28 protein-coding genes are annotated in these 25946 nt (G+C 68.9%); 7 read left to right on the top strand and 21 right to left on the bottom strand.

Features of this window, described 5'->3' with window-relative positions:
* Positions 1 to 249: 249 nt before the first annotated feature.
* The 3 genes from E7T09_RS05680 to E7T09_RS05670 all read left to right on the top strand — a co-directional run bounded on the left by E7T09_RS05680 (position 250) and on the right by E7T09_RS05670 (position 6028).
* On the top strand, positions 250 to 2907 hold the full coding sequence (locus E7T09_RS05680; protein WP_136388114.1) for an outer membrane protein assembly factor: 2658 nt from the start codon (positions 250 to 252) through the stop codon (positions 2905 to 2907).
* Positions 2908 to 3026: 119 nt separating this feature from the next.
* The gene (locus E7T09_RS05675) at positions 3027 to 4586 is read left to right on the top strand and encodes an NFACT family protein (RefSeq protein WP_136388113.1); all 1560 of its coding nucleotides are present in this window, start codon (positions 3027 to 3029) and stop codon (positions 4584 to 4586) included.
* A gap of 86 nt (positions 4587 to 4672) precedes the next feature.
* On the top strand, positions 4673 to 6028 hold the full coding sequence (locus tag E7T09_RS05670) for an HD-GYP domain-containing protein (RefSeq protein ID WP_240741628.1): 1356 nt from the start codon (positions 4673 to 4675) through the stop codon (positions 6026 to 6028).
* 134 nt (positions 6029 to 6162) lie between these two features.
* Here the strand turns inward: E7T09_RS05670 and E7T09_RS05665 are convergent, their stop codons facing one another.
* Positions 6163 to 7098: a carbohydrate kinase gene (locus E7T09_RS05665; protein ID WP_136388111.1), complete on the bottom strand. Its 936-nt coding sequence runs from the start codon at positions 7096 to 7098 to the stop codon at positions 6163 to 6165.
* A 146-nt stretch (positions 7099 to 7244) separates the two neighbouring features.
* Here E7T09_RS05665 and E7T09_RS05660 point away from each other — a divergent pair, with 146 nt between their 5' ends.
* Entirely contained in the window at positions 7245 to 7541 is a 297-nt protein-coding gene (locus tag E7T09_RS05660; RefSeq protein WP_136388110.1) for a hypothetical protein, read from the top strand.
* 9 nt (positions 7542 to 7550) lie between these two features.
* Here E7T09_RS05660 and E7T09_RS05655 read toward each other — a convergent pair whose 3' ends face one another.
* From E7T09_RS05655 to ccsA, 9 genes are all read right to left on the bottom strand, one after another.
* On the bottom strand, positions 7551 to 8045 hold the full coding sequence (locus E7T09_RS05655; RefSeq protein ID WP_240741627.1) for an N-acetyltransferase: 495 nt from the start codon (positions 8043 to 8045) through the stop codon (positions 7551 to 7553).
* 13 nt (positions 8046 to 8058) lie between these two features.
* Positions 8059 to 8640, bottom strand: a complete 582-nt coding sequence (locus E7T09_RS05650; protein WP_240741626.1) for a ubiquinol-cytochrome c reductase iron-sulfur subunit — start codon at positions 8638 to 8640, stop codon at positions 8059 to 8061.
* Positions 8637 to 9671, bottom strand: a complete 1035-nt coding sequence (locus E7T09_RS05645; protein WP_240741625.1) for a c-type cytochrome — start codon at positions 9669 to 9671, stop codon at positions 8637 to 8639. Before E7T09_RS05645 ends, E7T09_RS05650 begins: the two co-directional genes overlap by 4 nt.
* Positions 9671 to 10150: a cytochrome c-type biogenesis protein gene (locus tag E7T09_RS05640; protein ID WP_136388109.1), complete on the bottom strand. Its 480-nt coding sequence runs from the start codon at positions 10148 to 10150 to the stop codon at positions 9671 to 9673. The genes E7T09_RS05645 and E7T09_RS05640 overlap by 1 nt, the downstream gene beginning before the upstream one ends.
* Positions 10150 to 10740 (bottom strand): TlpA family protein disulfide reductase, encoded by a 591-nt coding sequence (locus tag E7T09_RS05635; protein ID WP_136388108.1) that lies wholly within the window; start codon positions 10738 to 10740, stop codon positions 10150 to 10152. The genes E7T09_RS05640 and E7T09_RS05635 overlap by 1 nt, the downstream gene beginning before the upstream one ends.
* Before the next feature lie 61 nt (positions 10741 to 10801).
* A complete protein-coding gene (locus E7T09_RS05630; protein ID WP_136388107.1) occupies positions 10802 to 12787 on the bottom strand; it encodes a heme lyase CcmF/NrfE family subunit in 1986 nt (661 codons plus the stop codon).
* A 16-nt stretch (positions 12788 to 12803) separates the two neighbouring features.
* The gene (gene ccmE / locus E7T09_RS05625) at positions 12804 to 13274 is read right to left on the bottom strand and encodes a cytochrome c maturation protein CcmE (RefSeq protein ID WP_136388106.1); all 471 of its coding nucleotides are present in this window, start codon (positions 13272 to 13274) and stop codon (positions 12804 to 12806) included.
* On the bottom strand, positions 13271 to 13393 hold the full coding sequence (locus E7T09_RS22415) for a hypothetical protein (protein WP_255578407.1): 123 nt from the start codon (positions 13391 to 13393) through the stop codon (positions 13271 to 13273). The genes ccmE and E7T09_RS22415 overlap by 4 nt, the downstream gene beginning before the upstream one ends.
* Positions 13386 to 14096, bottom strand: a complete 711-nt coding sequence (gene ccsA / locus E7T09_RS05620) for a cytochrome c biogenesis protein CcsA (protein ID WP_136388105.1) — start codon at positions 14094 to 14096, stop codon at positions 13386 to 13388. The genes E7T09_RS22415 and ccsA overlap by 8 nt, the downstream gene beginning before the upstream one ends.
* 186 nt (positions 14097 to 14282) lie before the next feature.
* Between ccsA and E7T09_RS05615 the strand changes: the two genes are divergently transcribed.
* The gene (locus E7T09_RS05615) at positions 14283 to 15002 is read left to right on the top strand and encodes a hypothetical protein (protein WP_136388104.1); all 720 of its coding nucleotides are present in this window, start codon (positions 14283 to 14285) and stop codon (positions 15000 to 15002) included.
* 16 nt (positions 15003 to 15018) lie between these two features.
* Here E7T09_RS05615 and E7T09_RS05610 read toward each other — a convergent pair whose 3' ends face one another.
* The 11 genes from E7T09_RS05610 to E7T09_RS05565 form a co-directional block, all read right to left on the bottom strand.
* Positions 15019 to 15720: a heme exporter protein CcmB gene (locus E7T09_RS05610; protein WP_136388103.1), complete on the bottom strand. Its 702-nt coding sequence runs from the start codon at positions 15718 to 15720 to the stop codon at positions 15019 to 15021.
* Positions 15717 to 16316: a heme ABC exporter ATP-binding protein CcmA gene (gene ccmA / locus E7T09_RS05605; RefSeq protein WP_136388498.1), complete on the bottom strand. Its 600-nt coding sequence runs from the start codon at positions 16314 to 16316 to the stop codon at positions 15717 to 15719. The genes E7T09_RS05610 and ccmA overlap by 4 nt, the downstream gene beginning before the upstream one ends.
* A 65-nt stretch (positions 16317 to 16381) precedes the next feature.
* Positions 16382 to 17065: a cytochrome c biogenesis CcdA family protein gene (locus tag E7T09_RS05600; protein ID WP_136388102.1), complete on the bottom strand. Its 684-nt coding sequence runs from the start codon at positions 17063 to 17065 to the stop codon at positions 16382 to 16384.
* 58 nt (positions 17066 to 17123) lie between these two features.
* Positions 17124 to 17558 (bottom strand): penicillin-binding protein, encoded by a 435-nt coding sequence (locus tag E7T09_RS21840; protein WP_370293725.1) that lies wholly within the window; start codon positions 17556 to 17558, stop codon positions 17124 to 17126.
* Positions 17559 to 17614: 56 nt separating this feature from the next.
* On the bottom strand, positions 17615 to 19987 hold the full coding sequence (locus E7T09_RS05595) for a transglycosylase domain-containing protein (RefSeq protein WP_168734710.1): 2373 nt from the start codon (positions 19985 to 19987) through the stop codon (positions 17615 to 17617).
* Positions 19988 to 20018: 31 nt separating this feature from the next.
* Positions 20019 to 20396, bottom strand: coding sequence for a PleD family two-component system response regulator (locus E7T09_RS05590; protein WP_136388101.1), 378 nt, complete (start codon positions 20394 to 20396; stop codon positions 20019 to 20021).
* Between the two features lie 66 nt (positions 20397 to 20462).
* Positions 20463 to 21488: a diguanylate cyclase gene (locus tag E7T09_RS05585; protein ID WP_136388100.1), complete on the bottom strand. Its 1026-nt coding sequence runs from the start codon at positions 21486 to 21488 to the stop codon at positions 20463 to 20465.
* A 210-nt stretch (positions 21489 to 21698) separates the two neighbouring features.
* Positions 21699 to 22316 carry a thymidine kinase gene (locus tag E7T09_RS05580; RefSeq protein WP_136388099.1) on the bottom strand — a complete coding sequence of 206 codons (618 nt, stop codon included), beginning with the start codon at positions 22314 to 22316 and terminating at the stop codon, positions 21699 to 21701.
* Between the two features lie 91 nt (positions 22317 to 22407).
* Positions 22408 to 22626, bottom strand: coding sequence for a 50S ribosomal protein L31 (gene rpmE, locus E7T09_RS05575; RefSeq protein WP_136388098.1), 219 nt, complete (start codon positions 22624 to 22626; stop codon positions 22408 to 22410).
* An 82-nt stretch (positions 22627 to 22708) separates the two neighbouring features.
* Entirely contained in the window at positions 22709 to 23275 is a 567-nt protein-coding gene (locus E7T09_RS05570; protein WP_136388097.1) for a nucleotidyltransferase family protein, read from the bottom strand.
* Entirely contained in the window at positions 23272 to 24276 is a 1005-nt protein-coding gene (locus E7T09_RS05565; RefSeq protein ID WP_136388096.1) for an ADP-ribosylglycohydrolase family protein, read from the bottom strand. The genes E7T09_RS05570 and E7T09_RS05565 overlap by 4 nt, the downstream gene beginning before the upstream one ends.
* A gap of 231 nt (positions 24277 to 24507) precedes the next feature.
* Between E7T09_RS05565 and E7T09_RS05560 the strand changes: the two genes are divergently transcribed.
* Both E7T09_RS05560 and E7T09_RS05555 read left to right on the top strand, forming a co-directional pair.
* Positions 24508 to 25029, top strand: coding sequence for a DUF4388 domain-containing protein (locus tag E7T09_RS05560; protein ID WP_136388095.1), 522 nt, complete (start codon positions 24508 to 24510; stop codon positions 25027 to 25029).
* Between the two features lie 175 nt (positions 25030 to 25204).
* A complete protein-coding gene (locus E7T09_RS05555; RefSeq protein WP_240741624.1) occupies positions 25205 to 25939 on the top strand; it encodes a hypothetical protein in 735 nt (244 codons plus the stop codon).
* Positions 25940 to 25946 lie beyond the last annotated feature (7 nt).

The raw sequence follows: 25946 nt of genomic DNA, 5'->3' as shown, positions 1-25946 counted from the left end.
CGTGCTCGGCCTGGAGCCACGCCCCGGCAGATCAAGGAAGGTTCGACGGACGGTCATCACCGGTGATTGTCCCGTAAGCTTCGGGTCAGCTCAAGCCCCATACCGCCCCGAGTCCGGTCTGATCGGCACTTCTTCACCCTTCTCAGGCGCGGAGCGGCAACTGTGGACTTGGTTTTCGCCGCGCCTGGCCCCCACCGACATCGTCGCTGCGGGGGCGATTTCAGGGCCATGTGCGACACTAGGAGAAGCATGCGACACCCCCTCACGCTCGCCGTCACCGTCCTCCTCGCCGCGCCCGCCGTCGCCCAGACGACCGGCACCGTGCAGGATGTGACCGTGGTCGGCACCAGCGAACTGCTGGCCAATTTCCTGCGCGCCACCCTGACCGTCCAGGCGGGCGTTCCGCTGTCCAGCGTCAACCTGCGTCAGGTCGAGCAGGAGGTCATCGCCAGTGGGTACTTCAAGACCGCCGTGGCCGAACTGCGCACGGTCAGCGGCAAGGACACCCTGTACATCACGGTCACGTCCAATCCCACCATCAGCGCCGTCGAGGCGAGCGGCCTGACCTTCCTGCCGGCCGACGGCTTCAAGAAGTCCATCGGGGAACTGCTGAACATCGCGCCCGGCGCGACCCTGAACACCCAGCGCCTCGAGCAGGCCAAGGAAGCCCTCGCCAACAACTACAACGCGGAAGGCTACCCCTTCGCGCCCAGCATCAGCACGGACGTGAAGACCAACAAGGACGGCACCGCCACCGTGAGCTTCGTGGTCGACGAGACCGCACCCATCAAACGGGTCGAGGTCTCCGGCGTCACGCTCCTGCCGGCCAGCACCGTGACCGCGATCTTCAAGCCGCTGTACGACAGCAAGAAGTTCACCCCGGACGCCTACTACGCCGCCGTGACGCAGCTCCAGCAGGCCTACGACCAGGCCGGCTACCTCCAGAGTGGCGTCGACACGAAGGGCAGCACCCTCGAGGGCGGCGTTTTGAAGGTCAAGGCCTTGGAAGGGAAGGTCGCCGCGATCGACACCAGCGACCTGGGCGACATCAAGGCCACGCTCCAGACGCAGGCGGGCAAGCCGCTGACGCTCGCGTCCATCCAGGCGGACGTGCGCACCCTGGCCAACCAGACCGGCAAGCCCGTGGGCTTCGCGCTGCAACCCGACGCGCAGAACCCGGCGCAGGTCACGGTGCTATTCGGCGCGGCCGATGTCGCCACCGGCCCGGTGAAGTCCATCGCCGTGACTGGGAACACCCTGGTGCCCACCGCTCAGCTGTTGGCCGCCGTGAAGACCAAGGTCGGCGACACCTACACCCCGCAGCTCGCGCAGGACGACTTCCTCGCGCTGCGCGACGTGTACCGCAAGGCCGGGTACGAGATCAGCACCCGCGACGCGATCACCTTCAAAGAGGGCGTCCTAACCTACACCGTGCGCGAGGTGAAACTCGTCGGCTACGAACTCCAGTGGGCGGGCAAACACCGTACGGTCGACCGCGTGATCCTGCGCGAACTGCCGGCACCGGGGACGGCCTTCAACCTCAACCAGCTGCGTGCCTCGCTGGGCTCGATCTCGCGCCTGGGCTTCGTGAAGGTCACGACCGAGACGGTCAAGAGTGACCCGGCCAACCCGGAAAACGTGACCTACGTGCTCGGCCTGAGCGAGACCACGACCGGGATTCCCGTGAACCTGGGCCTCACCTACGATTCCTTCGCGGGCGGCTGGGGCGGCGACGCCGCTTACACCAACACCAACGCCTTCGGGCTGGGCCACAACTTCACGGTGGGCGTGGGCGCGCAGCAGAACCAGGCGGGCCAGAACCTCGTGGGCAACGTGTCCTACACCATTCCGTGGCTGGATTTCGACTTCCTGGACTTCCGCAAGGTGCCCACCAGCCTGAGCGTCACGGCGGGCAGCAACGTCACCGGGAACACGCCGATCCTGACCACGGCCACCAGCGGCACCCTGACCGGCTCCGACGGCACCACGGTCGTCACGCCGGACGCGGGCAGCGACACGGGCTTCGACTACACCACGCGCACCACCAGCTTCAGCGTCAGCGCTGGCCGCAACCTCACCAAGTACCTCAGCGCGAACGTGGGTGTGGGCGTCTCGTACCGGACGTACTACCTCGAGGCCCTCGCCGAGGACTCCACCACCGGCATTCAGGACGGCAATGCCAAGGTGAAGGTCAAGTCCACCGACAGCGCCGGCACCACCACCGAGACAGAAGTGCTCGTCCCGGCCACCTACGCCACACCGCTCATTCCGGATTCGTCCGTCACCACGCGCGTCAGCGGCGGGCTCAGTTACGACAGCACGGACAACGCCGAATTCCCCGGCCGGGGCCTGCGCAGCGGTCTGGCCGCTGGGTACAACGTCGGCCGTCAGGGCAGCACGCCGCTGTCGTGGACCGACGTGCAGGCTGGGATCATCGGGTACTACGGGTTCGGCCGCACGCTGGAGAAGGAACTGAACGTCCAGACCAAGCAGCAGGTGGTCGCGGTGCGCCTGAACGCCGGCACGATCCTGAGCCCGGACACCGCGCCGGCCGGCACCGGCTTCTCCATCGGGGGCGGCAGCAGCCCGAACCCCGCGTTCCAGCTGCGCGGCCTGGACAACGCGGCCCTGTTCGGCACGCACTACGTGACCAGCAGCGCCGAGTACCGTTACGACTTCGGCCTGAAGTCCGGCATCGCCCAGGGCCTGTACGGCGTCGTGTTCGCCGATGCCGGCACGGCCTGGAGCGACACGACCGCCGCCAAGCTGAATTACGGGTTCGGGGCGGGAATGCAGCTGAACCTCGGGATCGGCGGGGCCCTGCTCCCCAGCCTGCGCTTCGACTACGGGTATTCCCCGCAGAACGGCAACGGCAAGTTCTCCTTCCGTCTCGGTAACTTCTGGTAAGCGACCGACGACCCTGAACACACGGACGGCCTCCATGCGGGGCCGTCCGTGTGCCCGTGTGGGCGCTACCATGACTGGATGACCTCCGTTCCCGTTCCCGTGTCTGCCGGAGGTACTCCGTGGAAGGCCTGATGCTCGCGCGGGTGCTGCGCGACCTCGCCCCCCACCTGCCCGCCCGTACCCTCGGCTGGGTGTTCCCGGACGAGACGACCGCCGCCCTCCTGCTCGAACGGCAGGGCAACCTGGTGCTCGCGTACCGGCCGCCCCAGCCCGCGCTGTTTCTGTCCCGCGAACGGTTGCGAGGTGATCCCCGCAGTCCCTTCCAGCGTACCCTGGTGGCCCGCGCCCGGGGTGATTTGCTGCAGGTGGAGCAGCTGAAACTCGACCGCGTGGTGGTTCTGCACTTCGGCGGCGAGGCGGGCTTCGTGGATCAGGCCCCGACCCGCGTGATCTTCGAGGTCACCGGTCGCAACGCCAATCTGCTGCTCCTCGAACCCGGCGAGGGCTTTGCCGGACGCATCCTGATGGCCGCGCGCGAGGTGACCGGTCGCCGCAACCGCTTCCGCACCATCCGCAGCGGAGGGCCGTACACGCCGCCGCCCCCTTATGACAAGCCCGACCCGCGCACGCTGACGGGCACGGACGCTCAGGCGCTCTCGACCGTGCCCGTGGGCCGCTGGCGGGAGCACCTGGACGGCCTGGGGCCGCTGCTCGGTGCGGAACTCGTGCGCCGCTCCGGTCTGCGCCCGGACGAGATTCCCGGCGATCGCTGGCCGCAGGTGCTGGACGCGCTGGCCACCCTGGCAGACGACCCCAGCGTGAGCGAGGGCATCATGCAGGACGGCGCGCGTGAGGCGATTCGCAGCGAGAAGGCGGTCGCCCTGCGCAAGGCCCTGCGCGACCCGCTCGACAAGCGCCTCACGCTGCTGCGCAACCAGCTCGCGGATGTCGGCCGCGCCGAGCAGGGCCTGGAGGCCGCCCACCACGACCGCCAGGAGGCCGATCTGCTGATGGCCTACGCGGCCGAGGTGCCGGGTGGGGCCAGCCACACGGAGCTGCCTGCCTTCGACGGCAGCGGCCAGCGACCCATCGCGCTGGAGCCGCAGCTGAGTGCCGTGCAGAACGCCGAGAAACGCTACACCCGGGCCCGGCGGCGGGAGGACGTGTACGAACGCCTGGCCGAGCGTGAGCCCACGCTGCGCACAGAACTCGCGGAGGCGGAGGCCAGGGTCGCCCGCCTGGACGACGCCACCCTGGAGGAACTGGAGGCGCTGTCCGACTGCCTTCAGGCAGAGCGGCCCGAGAAGAGTCCCTACGGAATGCGCGCCGTCACGCCTGGCGGGTTCGAGGTGCTGATCGGCCGCAACAACAAGGAGAACGCCACGCTGACCCACCGCCTGGGCCGCAGCCAGGACTACTGGTTTCATGCCCAGGGCTATCCGGGCAGCCATGTGCTGGTGCGTACCGGCGGCAAGGAACTGGCGCCGACGGACATCCTGTACGCCGCGCAGCTGGCGGCGGCCCACAGCAAGGCGCGTGGCGGCGGCAACGTGCCCGTGGACTACACCCGCGTGAAATTCGTGTGGCGACCACGCGGCGCGCCTGCCGGGCAGGTGCATTACACGGATCAGAAAACGGTCTGGGTCGACAGCATACCGCCCACCACACCGGGGGCCTGACAGCCACCCCTGCGCCCCCGGATGGCCCCCCAGAAGGTGTGGAAGTCGATCTTTAGGGGCGCTTCATGGAATGCTACACTTCTGGCGTGTCCCGACCGTCCGCGTGGTCGCTCCTGCTGCTCCTGCTGTGCCTGGGTGCGGTTGGCTATGCGGCCCTCACCCACCAACCCGTCCTGCTCGCCGGAGGAGCCCTCCTGATCGGCGTGGTCACCTGGCCCATGGGCGGCGCGGCGCGCTGGCTCGCCGTCGGCGTGTACGCGGTCGGATTCGTCGTGTCGCTGGTGGTTCCCGGCAGAACCACCGGCGTCTTCGACCTCGTCGGTGCCCTCCTGATGATCGGGGGTCTGGGTTTCATCACCCTGCGTGAGCAGGGCTCCACCCGAGAACTGACGTGGCAGCGCAATACCGTCGCTGCGCTGCGGGCGGGCAGTGAACGCCTCGCGGAAGCCAGGGATGCCGACGCCATCATCCGCGCGGGCATCAACATCCTCGATAAATTGCAGGTCGCGCCGAACATGGCCTTCGTCGCGTACCGCCAGGGCACGCCGATGATCCTCGCGGCGCGCGGGGCCTTCGAGGCTTTCCTGGAACGACCGATCCACCCCAGCGACAGCGACAGCCGTTCTGTGCAGGCGGATCACTGGGTCGCCGAGGAAGTCCTGGCCCTGCTGAAAAAACCCCAGCGGCGCCGGTATCACGTGGCCGCCGTGTACGGGCGCGCCACGACGCATCTGGGCGTGCTGATCCTGACCCGGAGCGAGGACGTCGAGTTCGACGAGGACGAAACCAGCGTGATCGCGTCCTTCGCCCGCCTGCTCGGCGCGCAGCTGGGCCAGTGGAACGCCATCCGCGAACTGCGCGACGCCAACGACCTGACCCTGCGGTCGCTGGGCGCCGCACTGGAACGCCGCGACGACGACACCGGCGGCCACACCAGCCGCGTCGTCCGCAGTTCCGAGCGGCTGGCGAGTCGCCTCGGCTGGGCCGAGGACCAGGTCAAGGCCCTGCGCTGGGGCGCGTACCTGCACGACCTCGGCAAGCTGGCCATCCCGGATGCCGTGCTGCACAAGCGCGGGCCACTCGATCCGCAGGAGCGCCGCGTGATCCAGACGCACACCACCGTCGGGTACGACATGCTCCAGGATCTGCACTTCCTGCCCGCCGAAACCCTCGACCTGGTGCGCTACCACCATGAACGCTGGGACGGCACCGGGTACCCCGCCGGACTGCGTGGCCAGAACATCCCGGACACGGCGCGGCTGTTCACGATCATCGACGTGTACGACGCCCTCACGAACGCCCGGCCGTACAAGCCCGCGTGGACGCGTGACCGCGCCCTGAACGAGATCCGCATGCAGGCCGGCCGGCAGTTCGATCCGCAGTACGTCGATGCCTTCCTGCGCATGATGGCCGAGCAGGACGACGCCCACCTCGTCCTCTGACAGGGCGGATCGGCCTCTGGGAGGCTTGAGCCATTTCGCGCAGAACTCAGTGGGCTGAGCACACTGGGATGCACGTCCAGAACGAAGCGGAGGCCTATAAGTGGTCTCCGCTTAGATGGTGGGACGGGAGGTCGTCAGCTCATGGCGTCCAGATCCGCCTGCGTCGGGGCGTAGGCGCCGGCATGGGCGCAGGCCACGGCGGCGGCCTTCAGTCCCACGCGCAGGTGTTCCGTCCAGATGGCTTCCGGGCGGCGCGTGGCGCTGACCAGCAGGCCCGCGCACAGGGCGTCGCCAGCCCCGACGGTATCCGCGACCTGCACGGGGAAGGTCGGCAGGTTCACGGTGCCTGCTGAGTGGTACAGCGTGGCCCCCTGCGCGCCGCGGGTGATCACGATCGGCACGTCGTGGTTCAGGCCGCGCAGGAGCCGTAGCGCCTCTTCCTCGGTGGTTTTCGGGTAGAAGAAGTCCAGGTCTTCATCGCTGAACTTGATCAGGTCGGCGGCGCGCAGCACCCGCTCGAACACCGCCGGATAGTCCGGGTGGCGGTGGGTGATCCGGGCGTTGGGGTCAAAACTGATCTTCACGCCGGCCGCCTTCGCGTGGTCGATGAGGGCCAGCAGCGTGTCAGCCAGCGGCCAGCGGCTGAGGCTGATCCCGCCCACGTGCATCCAGCGGGCCTGGGACAGCCAGCCGTCCGGAAGCTGCGCCGGGTCGAACAGCAGGTCCGCGCTGTTCTCGCCCAGGAAGCGGTACGCGGGTGGAGTGGCCGAATACACCACCGCGATCAGTGTGGGGGCCGGAAGTTGTTGCAGGAACCTCAGATCGAGGCCTGCTGCGTCGCTCTCACGCTTCAGGTCATCCCCGAAGTTGTCCTGCCCGACGGCCCCCGCGAAGGCGCTGGGCACGCCGAGCGCCGCGCAGGCCCGCGCCACATTCCACGCCGCGCCGCCCGGATGTGCGTGCCACGCGTTCCCGCCGCCCGTCACGAGGTCGATCAGGGCCTCGCCGGCACTCACGATCAACGGCAATGGAGGCGTCACGGCAGCGGTCGGGTCAGTGGACTGTGACATACACCTTGATCGTACCCTGCGCCGGGCACCGCACCGATCATGGTCTGATCATGCCCCGTGTTCGATGATTCAGGCAGGCGTCGTTCCGGCCGCACTTCCGGGGGGGAGACACTCGCCGGAACACGCCCACCCACAGGAGGGAAACCATGACCACCCATGCCTCAGCGGCCACCGATGCCCAGCCGGCTCTCAAAGTGGTACCCCACGACCTGAAGGGCCTGAGCAAGGACGTCCGCGCGCTCAATGCCCGCCTACGCGATGTGGCCGCGTCGGATCACCTCGAGGAGCTCATGAAACTCATTCCCCGCCCCGGCTGGACGACGCCGGCCGAATTCGAACTGGTGCGTGGCATCGTTGCGCAGATGGCCCTGCAGGTGTCGGCGCTGGAGCAGGCGCAGGGCATGCTGCTCAGGGGCGCGAATCTGGTCGGTGCGCGCACTTAAGCCGCCGACCTACTGCAGGTCGAGCACGTACAGCGTGACATTGAACCCGAAGACGGTCTTCTGACCGACCGGGCGAAAGCCGCTGCGTTCATACAGGGCGCGGAGCTTGGGCCGGTCGGTGCCTGTATCGAGTTTCAGAGCCTGGACGCCTGCCCTACGGGCTTCCGCTTCCGCGTATTGCACCATCCAGCTGGACAGACCGAGCCTCTGGGCCTCCGGATGCACGGCGAGCTTGTGCAGGTAGAGGGCCACACCGGGAGGGTCGTCCGGCCAGAAGGGCAGGTCGCAATCCAGCAGTGACATGCACGCGACCGCCCGCTCGCCCTGCCACGCGACCCGCCAGGACGCGGCGGGGTAGTGCCGGAGCAGCCGCTCGGGCGTCAGCGTGTCGGGTGGCCACAAGGCCTCGCCCCGCGTGACCAGCGCCGTGGCCGCCGCGATCAGGATGGCCGAGGCGGCAGCGACGTCGCCGGTGGTCATCCGCAGGGTTCCGAGCTCGGCCATGTCCGCCATTCTCTCAGCTTTCCGGCGCGGGGGCCGGTTCGATCCCGGTCGCCCAGATCTGTTGGCCACGCTGTTCCAGGCGCACGCGGGGCAGGGGCGCCCGGGCCTTGCCGAACTCGGCCACGCCCGCGTGCAGGGGATCGAACACGCTGAAGTGGCAGCGGCAGCCCAGGCGCGGGTACAGCGCGTCCTGTGGCGGGCGGTAGTTGAAGGCGAAGGCCAGCACCTCCGGATTCCGCACGAGGTTCACGGTGCAGCCCAGGTGGGTGCAGATGCGCGAGTACGCGATGAAGTGGGCACCGCCCGCTCCGTCCAGGCCGCCCGCCACGGCATCCGGCACGCGCAGCAGGGTACAGGGACGGCCCGCGTAGGTGAAAGGACGCTCCGCCCACTCGGAGGGCAGGTCGGCCAGCGTGCCGATGACCTGTGGCGTCTGCGCCGCGAACTCGGGCGGCCCCGCGCCCTCCTTGCGGAAGGTGACCCTAGTGGCGTACCAGCCGAGGTAGGCGAAGGTGCCCAGCGTGCCCGCGACCGGCAGCATCCACCAGCGCTCCAAGACGGCCCGCCGCGTCAGTCTGGGCTGGGGGGGGCTCACTTCCCGGCCTTCTGCCAGCCCTCCAGCAGGTTCAGCAGGAGGGTCAGATCGGTGGCCTTCAGATTCGGGAAGGCGGGCATGGCCCCCTGGCCGTGCCGGATGATGTCCGCCAGGGCGTTCCGCGTGAGGGTGGAGGCACGCAGGCTTGGGCCGATGCCGCCCCCACCCGCCGGGCCGTGACAGCTGGCGCAACTCGCCGCGTACACGCTCAGGGCCGGGTCGCTCTGTTGCAGGCGGGCGCGCAGGGCCGTGATCAGCTCGTCGGCGTCCCGGCCGCTGGGATTCAGGGTGCGGTAGCGTTCCAGGGCGCCCAGGGCGTCCTGACTCTGACCGAAGCGGGCCAGCGTGTACCCCAGCAGCAGTTGCGATTCCGGGTCGTTCGGAGCGAGCTGCGCGGCTGTGCGCACCAGCAGCGCCGCCTGCGTCGATTCCTGCTCGCTGATCTTCTGGCCGGTCTGCTCGCCCCGCGTGAGCAGCAGGATGCCCAGGCGCCGCAGGGCGACCGGCTGGCGCGGATCGAGCTTCAGGGCGTTACCGTAGGCGGTCAGTGCCTGGTCGTATTGCCCGGAGTCGAAGGCAGCCTTCCCCCACGCCATGTAGTCGGCGTTCGCTTTCGACTGTTCAGCCCGTGCCCGGAGTTGCGGAAGGCTCAGCACGGCCTGCACGTTCGAGGCCTCCGACGCGTCGAGGGACGCGAGCTGCCAGCGCGGCACGACCGTCACGGCGGCGATGCCCGTGACCAGCGCGGCCAGGATCAGGCCGCCCAGGGCCAGCCGCCGCGCCCCGCCGGGGCCGGGGGCCGGGGGCAGGCCGTCCAGGGCGCGCAGGGTTCGCGCGGCGCGGCGCTCCAGGTCGGGCCGCCGGGCCTCTTCGGCGGGGGCCGCCAGCTCGGTGTACAGGCGGTCTCGTTCGGCCAGCAGGTCATCTCGCCGCGCGGCATCCGGATCGGCCAGTTGCCCGCGCCGCAGGGGTTCGACAATCAGCCACAGCGCGACCAGCACGATCACGACCAGCAGGATCATGCTGGCCATCAGCCCTCCCCGCCGGGGCGGGTCTCGCGCCGCACCTGATCCAGATAGGAGTCGAAGGGCTCCGGCTCGGTGACCGGCGTGATCGTCGCGGACGTGGGTCGGCGCCGCAGAAACGTCCACCACACGCCTCCGCCCGCCAGCAGGGCCAGCAGGGGCGCTCCCCACAGCAGCAGGTTCCGGCCGCTCTTGGGCGGGTCCAGCAGCACGAAATTCCCGTAGCGCTGCGCGAAGAAGGCGTAGATCTCGGCGTCGGGCTTCCCGGCAGCGACCTGTTCGCGCACATCGGAGCGCATCTTCACGCTGATATCGCTGCGTGACTGCTCAATGGACTCGCCTGTGTCGCACAGCGGGCAGCGCAGGTTCTTCTGGATGGCGATGGCCCGCGCTTCCTGGACGGGCGTCAGGGTGGGGGAGGCCCCCAGCGCGAAGGACATCACCAGGGCGGCCGTGACGGTGGGGGCAAGGCGGTGGAGCTGCATCAGATGCCGGGGACGCCGATGGTCACGAGCCCGGCGTTGAGACGCTCGCGGGTCAAGCCGCCCCGGTCCATGTAGCGCACCACCCCGGTCTTGTCGATGAACACCGTTTCGGGAATGCCGGATACGCCGTAATCCACGCCCGTGTTGATGCCGGGGTCGTTCAGGTTCGGGTACGCCAGCCCGTACTCTCGGATGAAGTCGCGCGCGCTCTTCTCACTGGTTTCCTGAAACAGGATGCCCAGGATCGCCACGCCGGACGCTCCGCCCTGTTTGTCGGCCAGCTCGCGGAACATGGGCGCTTCCTCGCGGCACGGCACGCACCAGGAGGCCCAGAAGTTCACGACGACCGGACGGCCCTGAAGCTGGCTCAGGCTGATGGGCACGCCGTCCAGGCTCTTGAGGGTAAACGGCGGGGCGGCCTTGCCGATCAGGGGACCGCCGGTGGTGGCGTTGTGGGCGGGCCGCAGCAGGGTGTAGCCCAGCACCGCGACCAGCGTGGCGGCAATTACGGGCGGCAGCACACGCCGCCACGTTGGCACGGCCGGAGAGGAAGGACGTGGAACGGTGGATTCAGGGGATGGTGTGGTCATCGGGGTTCTCGATCTCCGGAAGGGCGGGCCGGACACTTGGGCGTGGAGGGTAGATGGACGGTCAATCCGTGGCCGGGGCGAGGCCCGCAGGCACGCTGCGGGCGGCCACGCGGCCCGGCGGTACCAGGGTCAGCCCGGCGCCCACGCAGATGATCAGCGTGCCCCACCAGATCCACGACACTAGCGGGCTCTCGATCAGGTGCACGCTCGCCCATCTCGGCGTGGCGGCAGAGTCCAGCGCCGTGAGGACGAGGTACGTGTCACCCAGGACGGAGTAGCGGACGGCGGGAGCGGGGTAAGCGGTGTTTCCGGCCTGCGTGTAGGTGTTCAACCGGGCCTGGAAGGGCCGACCGTCGATCAGGACGCTTGCCACGGTGGTGCCGCCGAAGGGAAGGGTCTCCCGGCGGATGGACTGCACCTGCACCTGCTCCCGCAGCAGCGGGGTCGGGCTGGCGCCCAGGTTCAGGGTCGCCTGCGCCTCGGCGCGGTAGGTGCCGCTGAACGCGAGGCCCAGCGCCACCACGACCAGCCCCACATGTGCGAGGTACGCTCCATACCGACGTGGGTTGAGCTTCAGGGTGCGCCCTGCTCCGCCGCCCTGCCGAACGGCGCGGGCGGTGAGCAGCCCCAGGCCCAGCAGGTTGTACGCAGCCAGGGCCACCGTGGCGAGGACGCCCACGCTGCGAACTCCGAATACGAACGCCAGCAGCGCCGCGCCCAGCCCGGCGATCAGCAGGGGCCGCAGCGCCCGCCAGAAGGTCTGTCCATCGGCCCGCCGCCAAGGCAGCAGCGGCCCCACGCCCATCAGCAGCAGAAGGCCCAGCCCCAGCGGAATGGCGAAGGCGTTGTAGAAGGCCGGCCCGACCGAGGCGTCCCGGCGACCCTGCCACGCCTCCACGAAGGTCGGGAACAGCGTGCCGAGCAGCACCATGAACGCGAACACCAGGAAGATCCAGTTCCCGGCCAGGAACGCCCCCTCGCGGCTCACCGGGTCGGGCAGCTCACCCTCGTCGCGCAGGCGCGGCGACCGCCACGCGGCCAGCGCGATCCCGGAGACCAGCAGCAGCGCCAGGAACCCCAGGAATACCGGCCCGACCGGCCCACCGGCGAAGGCATGCACGCTCTGGACGATGCCGCTGCGGTTCAGGAAGGTGCCCAGCACGGTGCTGGAGTACGCCAGGACGATCAGCCACACGTTCCACGAGCGCATCAGGCCGCGCTTTTCCTGGATCTGCACCGAGTGCAGGAAAGCGGTGGTCAGCAGCCACGGAATGAAACTGGCATTCTCGACCGGATCCCATGCCCAGTACCCGCCCCAGCCGAGCGTCTCGTAACTCCACCAGCCGCCCGCGACGATGGCGGCGGTCAGGAACGTCCACGCGACCAGCGTCCAGCGGCGCGTGACGGTGACCCAGTGGTCGCTCAGGCGTCCTGTGACCAGCGCGGCCACCGCGTAGGCGAAGGGCACGCTCAGGCCCACGAAGCCCATGTACAGCAGCACCGGATGCACGGCCATCATCCAGTGGTTCTGGAGCGCCGGGTTCGGGCCGAGGCCATCTGCAGGTACCGTGGCCAGCGGCGTGAACGGCGACGCCACGCTGGCACACACCCCCACGAAGAACAGCAGGCTCGCGAACATCGCGCCCAGCGCCCAGGGTCGCAGCGCGTCACGGCGTAGGGTCAGTCCAAGGATGAAGGTGTACCCGGCGAGCAGCCACGTCCACAGCAGGATGCTGCCCGCCAGCGCGCCCCACAGGCTGGTGATCTTCACCCACAGCGGCGAGGCCCGCATGGAATGCTCGGCCACGTACCGCACCGTGAAGTCGTCGCGCAGCAGCGCGACCATCAGAATCACGCAAGTCAGCGTGACCAGGGCGAACACCGCCCAGGTGCTGCGCCGGGCGGCCTCCGTCACGCGGGCGTCCGGGCGCACGCCCCCCGCCACCGACAGGCCCAGGCCCGCCAGGGTGAAGCCCAGCGCGGCCAGCAGGGAGAGCTGCCCCAGCGCGCCCAGTGGGCTCGACGACCACGAGATCAGGTTCAGCATCGGCGGGTGCGTCTCCTCACTGGCTCTGCCGCAGCAGGTTCTTCATGTCTGCCTGGGTCTTGGGCACGTTGTACTCCTCGGAGTGCTTCACGATCAGCTCGGAAGCGTGGAAGGTGTCTCCCTGGAAGATTCCGCGCACGACCACGCCCTGATCCTCCTTGAAGAGGTCGCTCACGGCTCCCTTGTACGTCACCGGGACGCTGGCCCCGCCGTCCGTGACCGTGAAGGCCAGCTGCAAGGTCTGCGGGTCGTACTTCACGTGCTGCACCAGCCCCCCGATCCGCAGGGGCCGGCCTTCCAGTTGCGCGCGCTGCTGCGCGTACTCGGTTGGGGTCACGAAGTACTCCAGACTCTTGCCGAGGTTGCCGAAGGCGATGAAGCCCGTCAGGCCGACCAGCGCCACCACGCCCAGCACGACCGGCAGCGGTGACCGGCGACGGCGTCGCGCCTGCGGCAGGGCCGACACGGGCGGGGGAGACGTCGTCACCGTTTGTCACCGCCTTCGTGCATAGACCGCAGCCGCCACCACATCCACACCAGATATGCCAGCAGGAGGCCGAAGGTCACTACGTACACCACGATCACGTAGGCCGCGTACTTATCCACGGGCGGTTCCCAGGGTGGTCAGGCCCGCCTGCACGTCCAGTTCCTCGCGGGCGTCCTCACGGGCGGCAAGGATCGCGCGCACCCGCAGCAGGTAGAAGTACAGCAGCGTGAAGGCCACGGTGGCCATCAGCAGCACCCAGCCGTACACTGGCGCCGCATCGAAGCGCACCTTTCCGAGTAGCTTCAGGGTCTGCGTCTGGTGCACGCCCCGCCACCACTCCACGGCCATGTAATTGATCGGCACGTACAGCGTGCCCACCAGCCCCACCACCGCCGACACGCGCGCGCGGCGATCCGGGTCGTCGATCAGCGTGCGGATCAGCAGGTACGCGCCGTACACCACCAGACTCAGGGCGGTGGTCGTCAGTCTCGCGTCCCATACCCAGTACGTGCCCCAGGTCGGTTTGGCCCACAGCATGCCGCCCACAATGGTCACCACCGTGAACAGCACCCCGATCTCGGCGCTGCTCATAGCCAGCCGATCCCAGCGGCGTTCACGGCGGATCAGGTACAGCAGGCCGAACAGGCCCGTGCCGCCGTACGCGAGGTAACTGAGCCACGCCGAGGGCACGTGAACGAACATCAGGCGGACCAGGGAGCCCTGGTTGATATCGAGGGGGGCGCTCAGGCCCAGCCCGGCCGCCACCAGCAGCGTGAGCAGGGTCGCCGCACCGAGCAGCGTCGTCGTGAGATCTCTTCGCATGTCGTTCCTCATTCTGAACCCCCGAACAGGGTGGCACCGTGAGCCGGTGCGGGTCGGACTGTTCACTTGCGGCAAGATCGCGCGCCCTGGCCACGGCCACAAGTGCGAGTGTCCCCAGGGAGCCGTCCCCTATGCTGACAGCACACCCTGCGCCGATGCCGCTCCACCGCGCTCCCGGAGGTTCCCTTGGTCACCCGCTCCACTGCCCGGCCTGTGGCCGCCCCCCTCGCCCTGCTGCTCCTGCTGATCGCGTGTGCGCCGGTGCCGCAGGCCCAACCCACCCCCGGCGCGACCACCTACCAGCCTGCTGTGGGAGACGTGCAGCACGTCCCCAGGATTGGGGACGTGGGCGTCTGGATGATGACCGGCAACCTGCGTCCCTCTACCTGGCTGGATCAGCCCTACCACAGCCGGACGTTGCGCGAGCCCGTGAACGTTGTGCTGATCGACCGCGCGGCCCGCACCCCGGACGAGGCGAGCTCCCGCCTGCTCGGCGCCATGTCGGCCGCCGGGTACCCGCCCCGTTCCATGCACAGTGACGGGTACTGGGGCCTGCTGAACGGCGAGTTCCGGCCACAGTTCCCCCGCACGGGCCGGAGCGAGGCGTTCAGCGACGGCCCCGCCTACACCTCCAACAATCACGGCCGGCTGTTCGGCCCGTGGAAGATCGCTGACGGCTACGTGTTCACCGGGGCGTTCAGCCGGGAGGATCTCAGCCTGCTGCCCACGCCCCACCACACATACAACTCGTTCCAGGTGGCGCGCGAGGATCTGGCGGCCCGGCTCACAGCGCGCTCCATCTACAGGCGGTCGTCATACCTGAACCTGGGTTCGCGCGTCGAGACGCCCATGACCACGACCGGCGACCACGATGGCCGCGCCGTGCTTCTCATTGCTGTCCGCTGAGGACGCGCCGGCCCGGTCAGCCCTCGGCCGCGAACGGGAACAGCAGGGTCGCCAGGATCACCGTGCCCAGGTCGAAGGCCGCCAGGAACGACAGCCAGGTTCCCACCTCGACCGACCAGCCCTCGGCCAGCAGCAGGGCCGTGGCCTTCACCGTGGCGATCACGACCGGCACTACGATCGGGAAGGCCAGCGCGGGCAGCAGCGCCTCGCGCGCCCGCAGGCTGACCGTGATGCTCCCGTAGAAGGTCGTCCCGGCTGCGAACCCCACCACGCCCAGGAGGGTGGTCAGGGCCAGGGCGGGCCACGGCACCGCTCGCCCGGCCCCGGCCGCCCCAAACAGGATCAGGCCGACCGGCACGGCGAAGGCGGCCACCAGCAGAAGCGGCCCCAACACACCCAGCAGTTTGCCCAGGTACAGCGCTCCGTGCGGCCCCGGCATCAGCATCAGCTGTTCCAGGGCGCCCGCCTCCTGCTCCTGGGCAAAGGCCCGCTGCGCCCCGACCGCCGCCGACAGGGCCAGCGCCGTCCACAGCGCCCCTGCGGCCATCGCCGCGGTCTGAGCCGGCGTGCGCGTCTCGTTGCCGACCAGCGCGAGTCCCAGGATCAGCAGCACCAGCCCCGCGAAAAAGGCCGTGGCCAGCAGGGAATCCCGCGTCCGGCCCGCCACGCGCAGATCTTTGGCGGCCACGGCCCACGCGACCCTGAACGCGCCGTTCAAGCGTCCACCAGCACGCCGCCCGCGAGTCTCAGCGCCCGTGGGGCGACCTGCCGCGCCAGCTCCGGCTCATGCGCGGCGATCACCAGGGTCACGCCACGCGACCGCAGGTCACCCAGCAGTTCCAGCACCAGCGCCCGGCCCGCCTCGTCGAGATTCGCGAAGGGTTCATCCACCAGGGTGATCGGCCGGGCCAGCAGCCACGCGCGGGCCAGCGCCAGCCGCTTGCGCATCCCGGCCGACAGGTACCGCACCCGGCGGCCGGCAGCCGCCTCCAGCCCCACGCGGGTCAGCGCTCCCGGCACGTCGCCCCGCTGGGCGTACATGCGCAGGGTGAATTCCAGGTTCTCCGCGCAGTTCAGGTCCGGGTACAGGCCCGCGTCCACCGGCATCAGGTGGATGACCTCCCGCACCGAGCGGCCGTCACGCAGGTCGAAGCCCAGCACCCGTCCCTCGCCGCGCGTGGGGCGAAGTGAGGAGGCGAGCACCCGCAACAGCGTGGTCTTCCCGGCTCCATTCTCTCCCAGCAGGGCAATGCCCTCTCCGGCTGCCACATCGACGGTGACGCCCCGGAGGATCACCTCGCGGCCCAGGCGCATCCACACGTCCCGGAGCTGCACGGCGAACGCGCCCTCTATGCCGGAGAGACCAGTGGTCGTGGGCGTCACACCCGCAGCCACACGGGCATCACCTGGTAGAAGAAGGCTGCCAGCCGCGTGAACTGCCCGGTCAGCATCATCACGCCCACCACGACCAGTACCGTGCCGCCCACCTTCTCGAACACGCCCGCGTAGCGGTTCAGGCGCCGCAGGTTCAGCCGGTGCCACAGCACGGCCGCCAGCAGAAACGGGACGGCCAGCCCCAGCGTGTACGCCGCGAGCAGACCCACGCCACTGGCCAGACTGGCCGTGCTGGCCGCCAGCCCCAGGATGCTGCCCAGCGCCGGGCCCAGGCACGGACTCCACCCGAACGCGAAGGCGGCCCCCAGCGCCACCGGACCGTAGCCGCCCGCATCGGCCAGCGCGCGGGTATCCCGCATCAACCACGGAAACCGGATCACGCCCAGCATGACCAGGCCGAAGAAGACGATCAGCACGGCGGCCACCTGACCCAGCAGGATCTTGTGCGGCGCGAGCACCGCGCCCAGAGAACTGGCCGTGGCGCCCAGCGCGATGAACACCAGCCCGAAGCCCAGGATGAAGCCCAGTGCCCGCCACAGCGGCGCTCTGGCCCCGCCGATCACGCCCAGGTAGCTGGGCACCAACGGCAGCACGCATGGGCTCAGGAACGACAGTACGCCCGCCGCGAACGCAATCGTCAGCGTCGGGGAGGCCACGGATACACCCATGCGCGGAGTGTAGCGGCTCCACCTGGGTTCCGGCGGGGCAGGCGTCCTGTTCTGCCCGTCAGGGCTGGGTTGGCACTGGGCCGAGGTGGGCGGAGCCGTCCAGTTCCTTCAGCCCCAGATCCCCCTGAAAGGTGCCTTCCCAGGCGTTCAGGATGTGGCCGCCCTGTACCAACAGCACGGCCGGGTAAGCGCCGACCCGCAGCGTCCGGGCGAAGGCCGTCGCCTCGTCGCCGCGCCATACGTTCACGCCCGCTGGCGCCGGAGCCGCGATGGTCTCGGCGTTGACCGCCCTCACCGGAAGCCCGCTCGCCAGGATGGCCTGCCACAGCTCGCCCAGATCGCCGCAGTCATGGCTGTACACCACGATCACCTCGCGGCCCGGACTGACCCAGGGATGCGCGGGCAGGGGTTCGCCCAGGCGCACACGCGCCTGCGCGGGCATGCTCGCCAGGGCCAGCAGCAGGGTCAGCAGGGGAGCACGCCTCAGGGTCATGTCCGCCATGATGCGCCGGGGGCCGGAACCACGTGTGGGGACGCGGTGAGAGGGCTTCACGGCGCGGCGGGCGTGGGTGCCGGTGCCGTCTGTGGAGCGGTTCCTCCCTTCGGCGTCCCCTTGACGGCCTCCGGATCGGGCTTCTCGTCCTGGAGGGGCTGAGGGTTGGGATCCGGCGCATACGCCGGAAGCTGCTCGAGGTACACGCGGCGCTCCACGATGTTCTCCGGCGGGGTGAACTCCGTGGCCTGCCGGTTGGTCGTGCGATCCACGCTGATCACGACCGTGCGCGGATCGGTCGTCGGCCGCACGTAGCTGGTCTCACGGTAGGTGGTGGGCGGTGGAGCATCGGCCAGCAGCTCGGTATTCGCGGCGTCCTTGTACTGCGGATCCAGCACCGCGATCTTGACCTGCTCGCCCAGATGGGCGGGATCCGGCGAGTCCGCGTACAGGATGCCGGGCGGCTCGCTGAACTGCCGGACGGTCTGCCCCTGGTGGGCCAGTTCCATCATGCGCCGCCAGATGGGCGCGGCCACCCAGCCGGAGTAATAGGTGCTCGCGTTGCCGCCGCCACGCTGCTTGCCCACCCACACGGCTCCTGTGTACAGCGGCGTGGTGCCCACGAACCACAGGTCCTTGACCTCGTTGCTCGTGCCGGTCTTCCCGGCCACCGGCCAGTCCCCGAACTTAGAGCGGGACGCGATCCCGCCCTGCCGCTCCGTCCAGTCGTTCACCACGCCCCGGATCATGTCCAGGCCCAGGAACGCCACCTGCGGCGTCCACACGCGCGCGGGGCGCATGGGGTCGTTGGCGGCGTCGTACAGCACCTCTCCCCGCGCCGTGGTCACGCGCGAGATGTAGCGGGGCGCGCGGTACAGCCCGCCGTTCACGAAGGGCGCGTACGCGGCGGCCATCTTGATCGGCGTGGTCTCCACGGCTCCCAGCGCCGCGGCCAGCCCGGTGCCGTCGTTCGGGGGAATGCCCAGTTCCCGCAGTTTGCCGAAGAAGGTCTGCAGGCCGATCCGGTCGGCCAGCCGCACCGTGACCAGGTTCAGCGAACGGTCGAGCGCCTCGCGCAGCGTCATGGGCCGGTTCTGCATGGCGCCCTCGAAGTCGCCCGGGGCGTACACCCCTCCCTTGCAGGTCGGGCAGGGGTATTCGATGGGCTTGTCGTCTTCCTCGTGCGCCTGCGACAGGCCGGTCGACAGGGCCGTGGTGTACAGCAGCGGCTTGATGGTCGACCCGATCTGCCGCTGGCCCTGCGCGGCGTTGTTCCACGCATCCGGTGGCGTGTCGCCCCTGAGTTTCTGGCCGATCATGGCGAGCACCTCGCCGGTGTACGGATCGAGGATCGTGGCGGCCAGGGTCGCTCCCGGCGGCAGGTAGGTGGTCTCGCGGCTGGCAGTCTCGGCGGCGGTCTGGAGTTTCGGGTCGAGAGTCGTGTAGACGCGCAGTCCGCCCGAGCCGTACACCTTGTCGCGCCCGAAGCGCCGCACGAGTTCCTGCTCGACCTGTCCCATGAAGTGCGGCGCGCGGGTGGTTACCACCGACTTCAGGAATTTGGCCGTCCGGTCGACCAGCGTCGCGCTCGTGACGTTGCCGTTGGCGTCATAGACGACCTTCCACCCGCGCGGCTGGAGGTTCTCGTGCCACGCCGCATCGGCCTGCGCCTGGGTGATCCACTTGTCCTCGACCATACGCGAGAACAGCGTTTTCATCAGCGGCCGCATGGCCTTGTAATTGAAGTACCTCCCTGCGCTCGGAACCAGCACCGTCAGGTACGCACTCTGCGCCAGCGTCAGTTTTTTCGGCGTGGTGCGGAAATACGCCTGCGCCGCTGCGTAGATGCCGTACAGTTCGACCGGCCCGCCATCGCCCCAGTAGACCGTGTTCAGGTAGGACTGGAGGATCTCCTCCTTGGTGAACGACCGCTCGACCTGCACGCTCAGCAGCCATTCCTTCACCTTCCGGTCCGGGGTGCGGGCCTGGTTGTACTCGGCGAGCAGCAGCGTGTTCTTCACGAGCTGGTTGGTCAGGGTGCTGCCCCCCTGCACCGTCTCGCCCCGCGCGACACGCTGGAACTGCCGCCCCAACCCGTAGGGATCGAGGCCGTAATGCTCGAAGAACCGGCGATCCTCGTTGCTGATCAGCGCCGCCTCCATGAAGGGACTGATCTCGTCGAGGGTCACGATGGTACGCGAAATCGCCTGATCCCCGATGCGCGGAATCAGGGTGCCCAGCGGCGTGTTGTCGCGCGCGTACACCTTCGTCTCCGAGCCGAGCGACCGGGTCAGGTTGTCGAGTTGCCGGTAGTCCGGCAGTTCGCGGAACCACTTGGTGCCGTAGGTGGCGGCCACGCCGACCCCGGCCACCAGGGCGGCGATCAGCAGCGAGAACAGGAATTTGAAGAAGCGCAGGACAAAGATCAAGGTGGGGACTCCGTTCCGCCTGCCCCCCGGTCTATCGCCGCCGCGCCTCCACCAGCTGGTTCACGCGGCCGCGCAGGTTCTTCCCGGACAGCGGCTTGTACACGATATCGTCTGCGCCCACGAGTTTGGCATGGTCGCGTGTCTGATCATCGTCGAAGCCCGTGAGAAGCAGCACAGGAATGGTTCGCAGGCGCTTGATGCGCTTCACGCGGGAGCAGATTTCAAAGCCGTCCATGTGCGGCATCTTGATGTCCAGCAGCATCACGTCCGGCGTATGGTCCCTGAGATAGTCGAGCGCGGCCTTGCCGTCCGACACTGCCACGATGTCATGCCCGTCGGCCGACAGGATGACCTCCAGCATGGTGCGGATGGCCGGTTCATCGTCCGCGACGAGGATGGTGTACGCCATGCGGGCATGATAGTGCAGCGTTTCTGACTCCAGTCAAACAGAGTCCGGCTGGGTCAGCGTGCGCGCTCAGTTCGCCGGATCGTGCTGACCGGGCCGGATCACGGTGTCCGACCGGCGGATGTCGTTGCGGCCCTGTGCCTTGGCGGTGTACATGGCGGCGTCTGCCCGTGCGAGCACGTGATCCGGATGCTCACCGGGCCGGGCATCGGCCACGCCGAAGCAGGCCGTAACGCCACTGACCGGCCCGTGCTGCTGCGCCTTCAGATCCGAGCGCAGCGCCTGCAACATGGCCTGCACAGCGTCTTTCGGCTGTGGGGGCAGGATCAGCAGGAATTCCTCTCCGCCCCAGCGGGCCGCCAGGCCGCCGGACGGTACGCGGGCCCGGGCGCTGGCCGCCACACCCCGGAGCACCAGATCCCCAGTCGCGTGCCCATGCGTGTCGTTCACCTGCTTGAAGTGGTCGAGGTCGAACATCACCAGCGTGAAGCCGCTTCCCAGCGTGGCCAGTTCCGCGAGCCGTTCCTCGGCCGAGCGGCGGTTGGCGAGCCCGGTCAGGACATCCGTGAACGCGGCGGCGCGCGACGCCATCAGGCGGTGGTGCTGCACCCCGATGGTGCGGTTCAGGACGATCAGCACCGCGCCGGTCAGCAGGAACTGCACCGCCGACCCCGCCACCCGGAGCTGCGTGGCGGCGGGCACAGTTCGGGTCACGTGCCACGCGCAGATCGCGGCGGCCAGCAGCAGCACCCCGCTCGTCACCAGCGTGGCCGCGCGGGACGGTAAGGTCAGGAACGCGGCGGCGTAGATCACCGCGAACCAGTACGTGTTCTCCATCAGGGTGACGGACGTGGTCGGCATCACCTGGAACTGGTGGTAGAGCGCCAGCAGCACGTAGATGGCCCCACCCAGGTACGCGGTGCGCAGGGCCGTGGTGAGGGGAATCCGGCGCAGGGCCAGCAGCGCCTGGAGGGCGACCATGACCAGCGCGTAGGATGGCAGGGCCCACACGTCCAGGCGGTCGTAGTGCGGACGCTGAAGGCCGAGCGCCGCACCGCTGGCCACAATCACCAGCACGACCAGGATGAGGAACATCCGCCGCTGGCTGAGGTGCCAGTCTGCGGACTGCGGTGGCTCGGGCGTGGCTGTGGGGACGCTGTGCAGGCGGACTCCAACGGTGGCCGTCGAGGGGGACTCGGGGTAGACGTCCAGAAGTGTATCGCTCCACGTTCAGCTATTCAGGGGATTCGCACGGTGTGCCCGCTTACAGAATCGTTCAGACGGCAAGTGGCCTAGCGGTGTGAGTCACGCACTGTCTAGCACCACGTGATGAACCCGGCAGCGGGCCTCGTAACTCTCCTGGGCCCCCACCAGCACCACCGGATCATCAAACCGGGCGGGCTGACCGCCGATCAGGCGTTGTGACCGGGTGGCCGGAGCACCGCACACCGTACAGATCGCCGTGAGCTTCTCGACGCTCTCGGCACGGGCCAGCAGCCCCGGCATAAAGCCGAAGGGCTCGGCGCGGAAATCCAGATCCAGACCCGCCAGGATCACCCGCACGCCCTGATCCGCCAGCGCCAGCGCCAGGCCCACCACGTCGGCGTCCAGGAACTGCACCTCGTCGATGCCGATCACGTCCGGGAGGGGCGGGAGCTCGCCCACCAGCAGGGCGTTCTCGCCGGTCAGGTGGGCGCGGATGTCGGCCGCACTCCTCACCGCCACGGCGTCCACTGTGCGGCCCGCGTGGCTGGCCACCGCGGCCGCATGGTAGCGGTCGTCCAGGGCGGGCTTGTACACCTGTACGTGCTGACGGGCGATCACGGCGCGCGTCACCCGCCGGATCAGTTCCTCGCTCTTGCCGCTGAACATGGGGCCGACGATCACTTCCAGGTGACCGCCGTGATAGGGGGACTTGAGCACGCCCGCGAGTATGCCAGACCGGGAGGGAACGGGTTCCCCCGAACAGCGCAGCGCCCGGCGTGGAAAGCCGGGCGCTGCAGGAAGGATGACCTTACTTCTTCTTGGTGCGGTACGAATCGCCGAAGCGCTTGTTGAACTTGTCCACGCGGCCTTCGGTATCCACGAAGCGTTCCTCGCCGGTCCAGAAGGGGTGCACGCCGCTCCAGACGTCCACGTGAATCTCGGGGCGCGTGCTCAGGGTCTCCATGACGACCTTGCCCTGGAAGATGATCTTGGTGGGAACGGCTTTCGGGTGAATGTCTTTCTTCATGCGGTGCCTCCTCCGTCACGTCTTGCCGGGCTCTGCCGGGTGTACGTCACGGGCAACCGAAGAAGTATACACGAGGTTCGGGTCAAAGCGGAAGCGAGGGTGCGCCCTCGACCTGAAGCCACGGCCACCGCGCCACGTAGGACTGGACTTTCGCGGTGAACAGCTCCGTGGTGTGGTTCCGCGTGTTCAGACGGAGGCGCCCGGCCGCCAGATCGGCCAGACCGCACGGGGCATACACCGCTCCGGACTCGTCGATGCCCACGCAGGTGCATGTCACCAGGAACTGATCGATGCCGTCCCGGACGCTGGTCAATGCGGGCCGGGTCAGGCCGGTACGCTCCGGGAACCACATGTGCACCCGCGCCTGGTTGCGAACCTCCACCTGCACGCCCAGGTCGGCGAACAGCCGGGCGGCCCGGCGGATCACTCGGTCTTCCGCCTCGAAGCTGAGTTCCTCGTCCCAATTGAAGAGGTCGTAATCGAGAATCTGCTTCCCTGGCGGCTGCCCGCTGCGGACATTCCACACCGTCTGGAACAGGGCTCCCGCCACCAGATAGGTCTGGTCGGTGCCGAGCGATCCCAGACGCTCGAGGAGCGCCGCGACCACCGCGTTCTCGCGAACCGTGTTCAGGAACTCTGCCTCTGTCATGCCCGCTGCGCCGCGCTCACCAATTCCGGGAAGTGCGGCACACACGTCCACTCGCGCTGCCAACCTGGCCAGGAATGCCCCAGCCTCAGGTCCGACAGCAGGTATTCGGGGGTTGGCAGGCCACGGGCACCCAGGAGTGCACCCGTCACACACGCGACCGTATCGCTGTCGTCACCCAGCATCACGGCGGGCTGCACGCCCTCCAGCCACGTTTCCGCCCGGGCGTGCGCGATGGCCGCCTCCAGCGTGTCGAGCACATACCCACTTTGCGAGGTTACGTGCCCGTCCAGCCCGGCGCGAACCCTGGCCCGCACCTGCGCGCGGGCTTCCCGATCCTGGGCCCAGAAGGCCGCGAAGGCCTCGCGCATCTCGATGCCCAGCACGCCAGCATCCAGCAGCACGGCCCGGGCATCCAGGGCCGTCATGACGGCCAGGCCGTGCGCTGCGGCCTCCGCGTAGCGCTGCCCGGAGTCCAGCGCCTCCAGGAAGGCCGTGAGGAACACGGAGGCGTGCACGCAGCGCGGATCGGCATGCGTGAGAGCCGTCACGACGGCCGACTCGCGGGCCAGCGCCTCCCCCCGGAAGCCCGCGATCCACACCGCCGCGATCCGCATCAGGCCGCCGTTGCCCGCGCTCTGATGCCCGCTCGCCTGCCAAGCCCGCACGCCGCCGTCCAGACGGGCTGTCGATCCCGAGCCCGGCTGAAGGGCACTGCCCGTGAGGGCGCCCACGTCCGGCGGGCCGGCCGCCAGCCACTCCCGCAGCGCCCCCAGTACCCCCGGGTGCCCGGTGCGGCGCGCATACCCGAACAGGGTGGCGACCACCATCTGCGAGTCGTCGGTCGCCTCGCCCGGCGCGAAGCCGAACACGCTGCCCGGCTGGTAAGTGTCGATCACGCCATAGCGCGAGAGGATGGCGTCCGGGGTCTTGAATTCCGTCGCCGCTCCAAGCGCGTCGGCGGCGCTCAGGGAAAGCAGGGTGGCCAGCGCAGTCTCGGACATGGTGCAGATGCTGCCATGCCGAAGCGCCTCATGGGGCGATTCCTGCCCGACAGGGCTGGTGCCTCCACACCGTGGTCAACTTCATCTGGCTCGACGGCGCGGCGGCAGATTGGCACCCGGCAGCCCCGCGGCCGCACCGGGCGACCCTCTCAATCGGGTCAGCACCGCCCCTCGGTAAGGTCTGTGGGCAGAAAGGCTTTCGTCAGGTGGAAGACACTACACTCTGGCTCTATGGTGCGCGGCGATCTGACCGTCTTCCCGTTCCTGTCCGTCATGCAGATGCTGCTGACCAGTGGACGGGCCGGGCGTCTCAGCGTGGATCATCCACGTGGCGGGCAGCTGTGGTTCGATCGGGGCGATGTCATCCATGCCCGCACGAACGCCTTGAAGGGCGAGGCGGCGCTGCAGCTGCTGTCCAGTCTGGATGGCGGCCTGTTCACCTTCGAGCCGGATGTGGAACCGCCGGAGCGCACCCTGAGCCTGCGCCGCGACATGGCCCTGCACCGCATGCTTGAGGAGAGCGAGGGCTGGACGACCGCGCTGCGTACCTTCCCCGACTGGAGCCGGAGCCTGCGCTTCACGGACAAGTGGACAGACGCGCAACCCGTCAGCCGCACCCAGTACCGTGCCCTGAGCCTGCTGGAAGGCAGCGCCACCATCCAGGTCATGCTCGAACGCAGCGGCGAGTCGCCCCGCGCCGTCCTCGATACCCTGCGCCCGTTCCTGATGGCCGGCCTGATCGAACAGGTCTAAGCCCAGCTTCCGCTCGTCGCGCCCTTCACGGCTGGCCACGGTATCGATGACAGGTCGCAGGGAGGTGGCCGATTTCTCGCCACCACGCTGTTCGACCTGTCCTGCGCGCCTTCCCCTGGTAGACTGAGCGCAGCACGGCAACGCGATCAGCACCACAGGTGCCCCCGGAGGAAGCATGAGCGCCATCACACGGCCCACCAGCAGCAGGGAAGAGGCCACGGCCGGACGGGACGAGCCAGCCCGCACGGCACCGGGCGTGGCGCCGCACCCCAGCTGGCGCTTCCATGACCGCTATGACCTGTGGGTGGACTGGCTGGAGCGCCGGGGTCACACCTGGGCGCCCCACCAGAACGTGCTGCACCGCACCTTCAGGTCTCGCGAGGACACCCTGCTGCACGCTGAGCGCTTCATCAGCCGTGGTGAATTTCCCATGCAACGGGGCGCCAAGGGCATGGCCAGCGCCGCTCCTGTCACGCTGCTACGGAATCGCCGCGAGGCGCTGCTCAGTGCCTTCCGTGAGGCTGAGGGTGACGGCGTGACCCTGATCCGCGAGGTGCAGTTTCCCATCGGCGAATACGCGCTGAGCGTGAAAGTCACCTGCGAACGCATTGCTGCCGAGGTGCGCGCCACGTTCGGGAATGCCGCGAATCCATTGCGCAGTCTGAGCGGCAAACCGGTGAAACTCACCACCCTGATCGAACATCCGTACGACGTGCTCAGCCGGGCCGAGGGCACCCTGGAAGTGCTGGAGCGTGGCGTGCGGCTGGGCACTCAGCTTCAGGACTTCGAGGGCAATGTGACCGTCACGGGCGTACCGTACCAGCACGCCACCATCGCCGTTTCGCGCGGCCTCCTGAAAAAACCCCTGTTGTACCGCTACGAGCTGGCCGACCCACCTACTGGTGACTAGACTTCCA

Source organism: Deinococcus sp. KSM4-11, assembly GCF_004801415.1.
GTDB lineage: Bacteria > Deinococcota > Deinococci > Deinococcales > Deinococcaceae > Deinococcus.
The sequence above is the reverse complement of the archived record's forward strand: the minus strand, read 5'-3'. Positions and strand labels throughout refer to the sequence as shown.

Excerpts from the sequence above, each read along its gene's own strand:
- E7T09_RS05680 (WP_136388114.1), top strand. The coding sequence starts at position 250 with ATGCGACACCCCCTCACGCTCGCCGTCACCGTCCTCCTCGCCGCGCCC.
- E7T09_RS05665 (WP_136388111.1), bottom strand. The coding sequence starts at position 7,098 with ATGTCACAGTCCACTGACCCGACCGCTGCCGTGACGCCTCCATTGCCG.
- E7T09_RS05660 (WP_136388110.1), top strand. The coding sequence starts at position 7,245 with ATGACCACCCATGCCTCAGCGGCCACCGATGCCCAGCCGGCTCTCAAA.
- E7T09_RS05655 (WP_240741627.1), bottom strand. The coding sequence starts at position 8,045 with ATGGCCGAGCTCGGAACCCTGCGGATGACCACCGGCGACGTCGCTGCC.
- E7T09_RS05645 (WP_240741625.1), bottom strand. The coding sequence starts at position 9,671 with ATGGCCAGCATGATCCTGCTGGTCGTGATCGTGCTGGTCGCGCTGTGG.
- E7T09_RS05640 (WP_136388109.1), bottom strand. The coding sequence starts at position 10,150 with ATGCAGCTCCACCGCCTTGCCCCCACCGTCACGGCCGCCCTGGTGATG.
- E7T09_RS05635 (WP_136388108.1), bottom strand. The coding sequence starts at position 10,740 with ATGACCACACCATCCCCTGAATCCACCGTTCCACGTCCTTCCTCTCCG.
- E7T09_RS05630 (WP_136388107.1), bottom strand. The coding sequence starts at position 12,787 with ATGCTGAACCTGATCTCGTGGTCGTCGAGCCCACTGGGCGCGCTGGGG.
- ccsA (WP_136388105.1), bottom strand. The coding sequence starts at position 14,096 with ATGCGAAGAGATCTCACGACGACGCTGCTCGGTGCGGCGACCCTGCTC.
- ccmA (WP_136388498.1), bottom strand. The coding sequence starts at position 16,316 with ATGCGCCTGGGCCGCGAGGTGATCCTCCGGGGCGTCACCGTCGATGTG.
- E7T09_RS05600 (WP_136388102.1), bottom strand. The coding sequence starts at position 17,065 with ATGGGTGTATCCGTGGCCTCCCCGACGCTGACGATTGCGTTCGCGGCG.
- E7T09_RS21840 (WP_370293725.1), bottom strand. The coding sequence starts at position 17,558 with ATGACCCTGAGGCGTGCTCCCCTGCTGACCCTGCTGCTGGCCCTGGCG.
- E7T09_RS05590 (WP_136388101.1), bottom strand. The coding sequence starts at position 20,396 with ATGGCGTACACCATCCTCGTCGCGGACGATGAACCGGCCATCCGCACC.
- E7T09_RS05585 (WP_136388100.1), bottom strand. The coding sequence starts at position 21,488 with ATGTTCCTCATCCTGGTCGTGCTGGTGATTGTGGCCAGCGGTGCGGCG.
- rpmE (WP_136388098.1), bottom strand. The coding sequence starts at position 22,626 with ATGAAGAAAGACATTCACCCGAAAGCCGTTCCCACCAAGATCATCTTC.
- E7T09_RS05570 (WP_136388097.1), bottom strand. The coding sequence starts at position 23,275 with ATGACAGAGGCAGAGTTCCTGAACACGGTTCGCGAGAACGCGGTGGTC.
- E7T09_RS05565 (WP_136388096.1), bottom strand. The coding sequence starts at position 24,276 with ATGTCCGAGACTGCGCTGGCCACCCTGCTTTCCCTGAGCGCCGCCGAC.
- E7T09_RS05560 (WP_136388095.1), top strand. The coding sequence starts at position 24,508 with ATGGTGCGCGGCGATCTGACCGTCTTCCCGTTCCTGTCCGTCATGCAG.
- E7T09_RS05555 (WP_240741624.1), top strand. The coding sequence starts at position 25,205 with ATGAGCGCCATCACACGGCCCACCAGCAGCAGGGAAGAGGCCACGGCC.